Genomic DNA, 9,677 nt, shown 5'->3' with positions numbered 1-9,677 from the left:
GGGTCACTGTCGACAGCCGGATTCGTACCAGGCGCCGGAGGTCAGCCGGCGGCGACCACCCCGGAGCCCCAGGCGCCCTGCATCTCGGCGGTGCGCTTGCGCATGGTCGCAAAGCTGTGCCGGGCCGGGCTGATCATCTGGGTGAACCAGTTGCGGTGATGCTCGTGAAGGGCGGCAGCCACTTCGGGGATCAGGATGCAATGCACCCCGTCGACCATGCCAAGACGGTGCCGACCGGGGTGTTGGACAGTGCTTCGCATGGTGATCCTTCGTCTGAGAATTGGGCGGCCTGGCGCGTCCGCTCGAAGATAACCGAGAAACGTCCAAACCTGGTGTATTTAGGCCGGATGTGCTGCGGCGTGTTTGGTGACAGACTGGAGCGCGTGTTGCGAATCGGCCTCACTGGAGGCATTGGAGCGGGAAAGTCCACCGTGTCACGGATCCTCGGCGATCTCGGAGCCGTCGTCGTCGACGCCGACCTGATCGCCCGGGAGGTCGTCGAACCGGGTACGCCGGGGCTCGCGGCCCTGGTGGCCGAGTTCGGTGACGACATTCTCCAGGCGGACGGGCAGCTGGACCGACCGGCGTTGGCGGCCAAAGTATTCGGTGACGATGACGCCCGGGGCAGGCTCAATGCCGTCGTGCATCCACTGATCGGTGCGCGCACCGCCGAACTCGTCGACTCCGCTCCCGCGGATTCGGTAGTGCTGCAGGACATTCCGCTGCTGGTCGAGGGGCGCATGGGTGCGCTGTTCAATCTCGTCGTCGTGGTCTACGTCGATGCCGAGGAACGCGTCCGGCGGCTCGTCGAGCTGCGCGGCATGCCGGAGGAGGACGCGCGGGCGCGAATGTCGGCCCAGGCCACCGACGACGCGCGCCGCGCCGCGGCCGACGTCTGGCTGGACAACACCGGTCCGCAGGGCAGCCTGGACGCACCGGTCAAGGCGCTGTGGGAACGACTGCTCGAGTACGGGCGAAACGTCTCGACGGGGACGGTCGTACGGGTGGCTCCGGTGCTGGTGCCCGCGGATCCGACCTGGCCGGCGCAGGCGCGACGGCTCGTCGCCCGACTGCAACTGGTCTGCGGGGACGCCGCACTGCGCGTCGATCACATCGGTTCCACCGCGGTGCCGGGCCTCGATGCCAAGGACGTTCTCGACATCCAGGTGACCGTGGCGAGCCTGGCCGCCGCGGACGCGCTCGCAGACGTGCTTGCCGAGGCCGGCTTCCCGCGGGTCGAGTCGGTCACCCGTGACGACCCGAAGCCGGCCTACGGAATCGGCGGTGAGGCCGATCCCTCGTTGTGGGACAAGCGGTTCCATGCCGGCGCGGATCCCGGCCGGCCCGTCAACGTCCATCTCCGGGTGGACGGATGGCCCGGGCAGCGGTTCGCCCTGCTGTTCCGGGACTGGTTGTATGCCGACCCGGAGGCGTCCGCGGAGTACCTCGCGGTCAAGCGCGCTGCCGCGGCGAAGGTGGCGGGTGAACCGGACGTCGTGGCGGCGACCGAGGCCTACGTCGACGCGAAGACGCCGTGGTTCGACGCGGCCCACACCCGGGCGTGGGCGTGGGCGAAGGAGACCGGCTGGGCGCCTGCCTGAGAGGGACGTCAGCGCCAGTCGATCGGCATGCCCAGGTCGGCGAGCCACGCGTCCAGGTCGTGGCCGTGCGCCGCGATGCCGTCGACGGCCGTCGTCGCGGTGAGGACGGCGCGCTCGGTGGTGTCGGCATCGAGGTGACCCGCGGCGTGCGCGGCGATGAGCTCGTCGACGTCGAGCAGTTCGGTGTCCCGTCCGGTGCGCACGATCAGGTCCAGGTAGTGGTCCTCGGAGCGCCACTCCTGCTCGCCCGCGGTGAAGTCACCGATGTCGACGTACCGGTCCTGGTCGCGGGCGTGGAAGGGGTGGTAGTGGAAGATCGACGCCCGTAGACCGAGCGAGGGCAGCAACCACGACTCCAGGTAGTGGAAGTGCGGATGGTCGGCGGGCCGGGCCATGTAGAGGCCCCACGGCTCGACCCGGAAGTGGTCGACCGGCCGCACGAATCCCTTCGGGTCGGTGTTGGTCCGATCGACCAGGTTGAAGGCCTCGACCTTCGGGGCGTGCACGTCCATAGCTGCTGAACCTACCGGTCGGAGCGGGCCGGGTCGGTTCGTCGGGAAGCCTGTCGGACCCTGCGCCTACCCTGGTGCCATGGCGTTCGCATCCGAGCATCCCGTGGTGGCGCAGTCCGAATTCCGGCCGGTCGGAGACATCGAGCGGTCGGAGGCCCGTTTCGAGGTGGTGAGCGAGCACCGGCCTGCGGGTGACCAGCCGGAGGCCATCGCCGAGCTCGAGCGGCGCATCCGGGCCGACGAGAAGGACGTGGTGCTGCTCGGCGCGACCGGCACCGGCAAGTCGGCCACCACGGCATGGCTGATCGAGAAGCTGCAACGACCCACGCTGCTGATGGCGCCGAACAAGACGCTGGCCGCCCAGTTGGCGAACGAACTGCGCGAGATGCTGCCGAACAACGCGGTCGAGTACTTCGTCTCGTACTACGACTACTACCAGCCCGAGGCGTACATCGCCCAGACGGACACCTACATCGAGAAGGACTCGTCGATCAACGACGACGTCGAGCGGCTGCGGCACTCGGCGACGTCGAGCCTGCTCTCGCGACGGGACGTCGTGGTGGTCGCCTCCGTCTCCTGTATCTACGGCCTCGGCACCCCGCAGTCCTACCTGGACCGGTCCATCCAGCTCGACGTCGGGCTGGAGGTGCCGCGCGACGGCCTGCTGCGGCTGCTCGTCGACGTGCAGTACAACCGCAACGACGTCGCGTTCACCCGCGGCTCCTTCCGGGTGCGCGGGGACACCGTCGAGATCATCCCGTCCTACGAGGAACTCGCCGTCCGGATCGAGTTCTTCGGCGACGAGATCGAGGCGCTGTTCTACCTGCACCCGCTGACCGGTGAGGTGGTGCGGCAGGTGGACTCGCTGCGCATCTTCCCGGCGACCCACTACGTGGCGGGTCCGGAGCGGATGGAGCGTGCGGTCAAGGACATCGAGGCGGAACTCGAGGAGCGGCTCGCGGACCTCGAGGGACGGGGAAAGCTGCTCGAGGCACAGCGGCTGCGGATGCGCACCAACTACGACCTCGAGATGATCAAACAGGTCGGCTTCTGTTCCGGCATCGAGAACTACTCGCGGCACATCGACGGCCGCGGCGCGGGGACCGCGCCCGCGACCCTCATCGACTACTTCCCCGAGGACTTCCTGCTCGTCATCGACGAGTCGCATGTGACGGTTCCGCAGATCGGCGCGATGTACGAGGGCGACATGTCCCGCAAGCGCAACCTGGTCGAGTACGGCTTCCGATTGCCGTCGGCCACCGACAACCGCCCGCTCACCTGGGAGGAGTTCACCCAGCGCATCGGCCAGACCGTGTACCTGTCCGCTACGCCGGGCAAGTACGAGCTGGGGCAGGCCGGCGGCGAGTTCGTCGAGCAGGTCATCCGACCCACCGGGCTGGTGGACCCCGAGGTCGTCGTGAAGCCGACGAAGGGGCAGATCGACGACCTGGTCCACGAGATCCGGCAGCGCACCGAGAAGGACGAGCGCGTACTGGTCACCACGCTGACCAAGAAGATGGCCGAGGACCTCACCGACTACCTCCTCGAACTCGGGATCAGGGTGCGGTACCTGCACTCGGACATCGACACCCTCCGCCGGGTGGAGTTGCTGCGTCAGTTGCGTCTCGGCGAGTACGACGTGCTGGTCGGTATCAACCTCCTCCGGGAGGGCCTCGACCTGCCCGAGGTGTCGCTCGTCGCGATCCTCGACGCAGACAAGGAAGGCTTCCTGCGCAGCTCGACCAGCCTCATCCAGACGATCGGCCGCGCCGCCCGCAACGTCTCCGGCCAGGTGCACATGTACGCCGACAAGATCACCGACTCGATGGCACAGGCCATCGAGGAGACGGATCGGCGCCGCGAGAAGCAGATCGCCTACAACAAGGAGAAGGGCGTCGACCCGCAGCCGCTGCGGAAGAAGATCGCCGACATCCTCGATCAGGTCTACGAGGAGGCCGACGACACCGCCGCCGGGGTCGACATCGGAGGGTCGGGCCGCAACGCCAGTCGAGGCCGGCGGGCGCAGGGCGAGGCCGGACGCGCCGTCAGTGCCGGTGTGTACGAGGGCCGTGACATCAAGGCGATGCCGCGGGCCGAATTGGCCGACCTGGTCAAGGAACTCACCGATCAGATGATGAACGCGGCCCGGGAGCTCCAGTTCGAGCTGGCAGGCCGGCTCCGCGACGAGATCGCGGACCTCAAGAAGGAGCTGCGCGGTATGGATGCGGCCGGACTCCAGTAACCGGGAGTGAGGCTGCGGCAGGACGGAATTCACCGGCCGTCTACGGTGAGGAGCATGGACGCACAGTCGGCCGGGCAGGTCGCGCGAACACTCGATCTCATTCACGGCGTGTCCTACTTCGCGCCCGAGGCGAACGAGGCGCTCCTCGCCGCTGGGCTGCACCCCGGCGGAATGTGCTACTTCGCTGGGCGTTCGGCGGCGATGGGTGCGGTGTCCGGTGCGGTGGTGGCCGCGACGTTCTACAACTTCAACCCGGAGCTCGTCGCCAGGTACATCCCGGCGGCATGGTCGCTCGTCGACCCGGAGAAGGTCGTCGCCGCGCGCTACCGGGGGGTCGACGCGGCGCTGCGCCGCGTGCTCGGCGCCGAGGTTCTCGCCTCCACCGACCTGGCGGAGGCCGCGGACCTGGCAGCGACCGCGGCTCGAGCGATCCCCGCTGTCGACGGCCGACCCCTCTATGCCGCGCACGCCGATACGCCCTGGCCCACCGATCCGCACCTGGTGCTGTGGCACGCACTGACGCTGCTGCGTGAGTACCGCGGAGACGGACACATCGCGGTGCTGCAGACCGTGGGACTGTCCGGCATCGAGGCGCTGATCTCGCACACCGCGACGGGCGTCGGCTTCCAGGAGGAGTTCGCGCGCACCCGCCGCGGCTGGTCCGAGGAGCAGTGGGCGCACGCGCGCGGCCGGCTCAGCGCACGCGGTCTGCTCGACGGGTCGGGGGAGTTGACCGCGCCCGGACTGGCGCTGCGCGAGCACATCGAGCACGTCACCGACGAGCTGGCCTTCGCGCCGTGGTCGGTGCTGGGCGACGGCGGCTGCGAGCGCCTGCTCGAGGTCGGATCCGCGATACGCGCACGGCTGTTCGCCGAGGGTGTCTTTCCGGCGGGCGTGTTCGGTCCGGGCGTGCGGGGCTGAGTCCCGGCCGTGCCCTCGGTCGGGATGCCGCTCGACCGGTGACGTCTCAGCTGGTGATGTCCTTCGTCGCGAAGCGCTGCCACGCGCACACCCCGAACACCGCCGCGTAGGCGAGCGCGGAGAACGAGCCGACCACGACGTCGTGCCAGTCGACCGTCGGCGCCAGGAACCGGGTCCACGCGAACGAGAAGTGGCCCGGCAGCAGGTCGCGCCAGTGGCCGAGAGCGGTGATCTGGTCGAGGATCTGGACCAGGATCGACATCATCACGGTCCCGCCGACCGCGCCGAGGGGCGCGTCGGTGAGCACGGACAGCAGCATCGCCAGTCCCGCCACCCACGTCAGATTCACTGCGATGTACGCCAGTGCCAGCGCAAGCCGGACGACCGCCTTGCCGTAGCCGAGCGAATCGCCGAACGGGGTGACCAGCGGGCCCGTCCCGTACAGCACGGTGCCGAGCGTGAGGGCGACCGCAAACAGCAGCAGCAGTGCAAGCACCGACAGCGCAGCGGACACGATCGCCTTCTGCTGCAGCAACCGGCTTCGCGGAACCGGGATCGCCAGAAGGTACCGCAGGGACGACCAGGAGGCTTCGCTGGCCACGGAGTCGCCGAAGAAGAGCGCGACCACCACGATCAGCAGGAACCCGACGGACATGAACAGGCAGAACACCGTGAAGTTCACGCCGCCGCGAGTGCCGAGGTCGATGAGGTCGATCGCCGACGAACTCGATCCGGACCCGCCACCGATCGCGAAGGCCACCGCCAGGATCACCGGCAACACCGCGAGGAATCCGAGCGCCAGGTGGGTGCGTCGGCGCTTGAACTGCCGGACCAGTTCGGTCCGCAGCGGCAGCGTCCGGCGCGCGTGGTAACCCGCCGCCCGACCGTCCGAAGGCGGCTGCGGCGCCAGGCCGTCCCGTGTGTTCACAAGGTCTCCCGTTCGCGATGGTCCGACACGTGCACCAGCCGCAGGAACACGTCCTCGAGTCGCGTCGACCCGGACAGTCCCCGGACGCCGATCCCGGCCTCGACCAGGGTGCGCACCACCACCGCAGGGTCGATGTCGCCGAGATCGACTCGGACCGAAGGGTTCTCGCCGGTCTGGACGTGAACCGGTCCCAGTCCGGTGAGGCCGGCCAGAACGCGCGCGGCGCCCGCGGCGTCGTCGACGCGCAGCTCGGTGGCGCCCTCGGCGGAGGTGAGCTCCTCGACGGTGCCGGTCGCGATCACCCGGCCGTGGTTCATCACCACCACGTCGGTGCAAGTCTGCTCGACCTCCGCGAGGAGGTGACTCGAGACCAGCACGGTGCGGCCGGTGCGCGCATAGTTGACGAGCACCTCGCGCATTGTTCGGATCTGCGGCGGGTCGAGGCCGTTGGTGGGCTCGTCGAGCACCATCAGGTCGGGCAGTCCGAGCATCGCCTGCGCGAGTGCGAGCCGTTGCCGCATCCCCTGGCTGTACGAGCGGACCTTCCGATGCACGGCGTCGCCGAGGTCGGCGATCTCGAGTGCCTCGTCCATCCGGGCCTCCGCGGTGGGTCTGCCGGTGGCCTCCCAGTACAGCCGCAGGTTGTCGATGCCGCTCAGGTGGGGGAGCAGACCCGATCCCTCGACGAAGGAACCGAGACGCGAGAGCACCGGGGCGCCCGGGGTCACAGTGTGTCCGAAGACCCGGATATCGCCCGCGGTGGGCGTGATCAGGCCCATCAGCATCCGCAGCGTGGTCGTCTTGCCCGCCCCGTTGGGGCCGAGCAGGCCCAGCACCTGACCGCGCCGGACCGTGAAGCTCACGCCGTCGACCGCCCGGAAGCCGTTGCCGTAGGTCTTGCGGAGGTCGGAGATCACGAGCGGCACGTCGACGAGGTCCGGGTCCACCTGCGCCACCACGCGCCGTCGGGACCGAGCTGTGGTGACCGCGACGAGCGCTGTGAGTACGGCGGCGATCGCCGCGATGCCGACCAGCGGGGCCAGCGGCACGGCCCGGCTGGCTGCCTGCGCGGGCACACTCGGCACCGACAGGACCGGGTCGGCGAGGGCGACCGTGAACTGGGCCGGGGTGACGGGATTGGCGTACGCCTGATCGGTCGCGGTGACGACCAATTCGAGGTGGTGACCCTCGGGAACCTGCGAGGCGACCCCGGGAAGCGTGACGGTCAGGGGGACCGGTTGTGCTGCAGGTGAATCCGGCAGTCGGATCGCGGACACGGCATTGCCGGTGAGGGTGCGCCGTCCCTGGGCGCTGACGTCGTAGAGCTTGGCGAAGAGCACCCCGTCCCCGGGCGCGGCGAGTGCGGAGACCGCCAGCCGAACTGAACTGGTGCCGGTGAGGGTCAGTGGCCGCTCCAGCGGCGCGCCCGAGAAGCGGGCGGACTGTCCGGGAGGATCGGAGGCCAGGTCGAGGGCGCCGCCCGCGGCCGCACCGAGCCCGGCGACGGCCGAACCCAGCCCGGGCACCGCGGACAGCGCCGCGGGTGACGCCCCCGGCGGACGCACGACCGATTGCGGATTCCCCATCAGGGGGATCCGGATTCGGGGGGTCGGTGCGTCCGTTCCGGTCAATCCCGGGTAGTCGGCCGCGGTCATCCGCCGACTCACCGGCTGCCCCTGGTCGGTCGGCGCACCGGGCAGCGCGAACGTGAACGTGTCGCTGCCGGTGCCCTCGCGCAGTCGGTCGGACAGGAACGCGGCGACCGCGGCGCGGCTGCGGTCGGACTCGCCGCCGGCGTCGTGCCCGCCGTCGAACCAGCGCACCTGGACCGGGGTTCCGTTCCCGGCGATCTGGCGGGCGGTCGCGTCGGCCTGGTCCAGGCCGAAGAGGGTGTCCTGCTGTCCCTGGACGAGCAGGGTGGGCGCGGTGATGTGATCGGCGACGGCGACGGGAGAGTGCGCCCGCAGCAGGGCGAGCAGTTCCGGTGTGGGTCGGCCGGTTTCGGCGGCGGGGGCGTAGGCCTGGCAGATCTCGGGCGCGAATCGGCCGCAGGGTCCCGCGTTCGGGCTCGGACCGCCGTCGGGTGCGGCCTGTGCCGCGCCCGACACGCCTGCGCCGAAAAAGATTCCGGCCCAGGCGCGTTTGAGGACGCCGGGCCCGCCGTAACCGGCCGCCGCCGGGGTGGCGGACTCCGGGTCGGTGGTCGTGCCGTAGTTGGGGAACAGTGCCTGGCCGAGATCGTTCCAGGTGATGGACGCGGCCACCGCGTCGATCCGGTGGTCGGTGCCGGCGAGTGTCAGTGCCAGTGCGCCGCCGTACGATCCGCCCGCGACCCCGATCCGGGGGTCTCCGGGACCGTCTTGCTGGACGTCCGTCCTGGCCGACAGCCAGTCCACCAGTCCGCGGGCGTCGGCGACCTCACGAGCGGGATCGTTGAGCGAGATCTGACCGGTGCTGTGGCCGAATCCGCGGGCGCTGTACGCGAGTACGGCGAATCCGTCCTCGGCGAGGCCTCGGGCCTGGTCGGACAGGGAGTCCTTGCTGCCGCCGAACCCGTGTGCCAGGAGTACCGCGGGCGCGGGCGTGTGCGCCGGAAGATACAGCCGTGCATCGATTTTGACCTCGTCCGAGCTGTCGGGGCCGGCCGGCAGCGAGACCACGACATCCGACGTGGACACCGGGGGAGGTCTTCGGACGTTCGAGGTCACCACCACTGCGAGCGCCACAAGGAGAATCGCCGTCGCGGCAACGGCGATCCACGAGGTGATACCGCGCGGCCGGCGAAGGTGCATGAGACCCAATGTAGCGAGACACCGCGGATGTGCGTTGTACCGCAATTCCCACTAACCAGATGGTGATCCGGATAGGGTCATCGCAGCGGCCGGGTGTCGGAGCGTGCTGTTGCAGCGTTTCGCATTGGTGGCGGCCGCTGCACCACCGCGCCGCGGGCGCGAACGAGATACCGGAGGAATGAATGAGTGCCTACCGCACCATCGTAGTTGGAACCGATGGCTCGGACTCGTCACTGAAGGCAGTCGACAAGGCTGCGTCGCTGGCGGCCGATGCCGGAGCGAAGCTCGTCATCGCCTGCGCGTACTACCCGGCCGACCCCAAGGACATCGAGGCGGCGCAGGACACCCTTCGCGAGGACGCCTACCAGATCACCGGCTCCGCGCCCACGTTCGAGATCCTCCGCACCGCGCGCGAACGAGCCCAGGCGGCCGGCGCGCAGGACATCGTCGAGCGCGCGGTCGTCGGGGCGCCCGTCGACTCGCTGCTCGCGCTGATCGACGAGGTCTCGGCCGACCTGCTGGTGATCGGCAACCGGGGGCTGAACACCCTGACCGGCCGACTGCTCGGTTCCGTGCCCTCGGACGCCGCCCGCAAGTCGACCTCCGACGTGCTGATCGTGCACACCGTTCGCTGATCGTCACCGATCCGGGCCGCGGCTCCGGCGGGGTACTCCCCGCCGG

At 69.8% G+C, this 9,677-nt stretch carries 8 protein-coding genes; 4 read left to right on the top strand and 4 right to left on the bottom strand.

Annotated features, from left to right (window positions below):
• Nucleotides 1–41: 41 nt before the first annotated feature.
• Nucleotides 42–260 (bottom strand): hypothetical protein, encoded by a 219-nt coding sequence (locus ACFXGJ_RS22630; RefSeq protein WP_378625139.1) that lies wholly within the window; start codon nt 258–260, stop codon nt 42–44.
• A gap of 123 nt (nt 261–383) precedes the next feature.
• Between ACFXGJ_RS22630 and coaE the strand changes: the two genes are divergently transcribed.
• Nucleotides 384–1,601 carry a dephospho-CoA kinase gene (gene coaE, locus ACFXGJ_RS22625; protein WP_378625136.1) on the top strand — a complete coding sequence of 406 codons (1,218 nt, stop codon included), beginning with the start codon at nt 384–386 and terminating at the stop codon, nt 1,599–1,601.
• An 8-nt stretch (nt 1,602–1,609) separates the two neighbouring features.
• Here coaE and ACFXGJ_RS22620 read toward each other — a convergent pair whose 3' ends face one another.
• Nucleotides 1,610–2,113, bottom strand: a complete 504-nt coding sequence (locus tag ACFXGJ_RS22620) for a DUF402 domain-containing protein (protein ID WP_378625134.1) — start codon at nt 2,111–2,113, stop codon at nt 1,610–1,612.
• A gap of 79 nt (nt 2,114–2,192) precedes the next feature.
• Between ACFXGJ_RS22620 and uvrB the strand changes: the two genes are divergently transcribed.
• Both uvrB and ACFXGJ_RS22610 read left to right on the top strand, forming a co-directional pair.
• Nucleotides 2,193–4,355, top strand: a complete 2,163-nt coding sequence (gene uvrB, locus ACFXGJ_RS22615) for an excinuclease ABC subunit UvrB (RefSeq protein ID WP_378625132.1) — start codon at nt 2,193–2,195, stop codon at nt 4,353–4,355.
• Between the two features lie 54 nt (nt 4,356–4,409).
• Nucleotides 4,410–5,276 (top strand): hypothetical protein, encoded by an 867-nt coding sequence (locus ACFXGJ_RS22610; RefSeq protein WP_378625130.1) that lies wholly within the window; start codon nt 4,410–4,412, stop codon nt 5,274–5,276.
• Between the two features lie 46 nt (nt 5,277–5,322).
• Here ACFXGJ_RS22610 and ACFXGJ_RS22605 read toward each other — a convergent pair whose 3' ends face one another.
• Together ACFXGJ_RS22605 and ACFXGJ_RS22600 are read right to left on the bottom strand one after the other, a co-directional pair.
• Nucleotides 5,323–6,204: an ABC transporter permease gene (locus ACFXGJ_RS22605; RefSeq protein ID WP_378625126.1), complete on the bottom strand. Its 882-nt coding sequence runs from the start codon at nt 6,202–6,204 to the stop codon at nt 5,323–5,325.
• The gene (locus ACFXGJ_RS22600; RefSeq protein ID WP_378625123.1) at nt 6,201–8,996 is read right to left on the bottom strand and encodes an alpha/beta fold hydrolase; all 2,796 of its coding nucleotides are present in this window, start codon (nt 8,994–8,996) and stop codon (nt 6,201–6,203) included. The genes ACFXGJ_RS22605 and ACFXGJ_RS22600 overlap by 4 nt, the downstream gene beginning before the upstream one ends.
• 182 nt (nt 8,997–9,178) lie before the next feature.
• Here ACFXGJ_RS22600 and ACFXGJ_RS22595 point away from each other — a divergent pair, with 182 nt between their 5' ends.
• Nucleotides 9,179–9,631 carry a universal stress protein gene (locus ACFXGJ_RS22595; protein ID WP_378625120.1) on the top strand — a complete coding sequence of 151 codons (453 nt, stop codon included), beginning with the start codon at nt 9,179–9,181 and terminating at the stop codon, nt 9,629–9,631.
• The last annotated feature ends 46 nt before the right edge of the window (nt 9,632–9,677 follow it).

Source organism: Rhodococcus sp. NPDC059234, assembly GCF_042754225.1.
In the GTDB taxonomy this organism is placed as follows: domain Bacteria; phylum Actinomycetota; class Actinomycetes; order Mycobacteriales; family Mycobacteriaceae; genus Rhodococcus_G.
The sequence above is the reverse complement of the archived record's forward strand: the minus strand, read 5'-3'. Positions and strand labels throughout refer to the sequence as shown.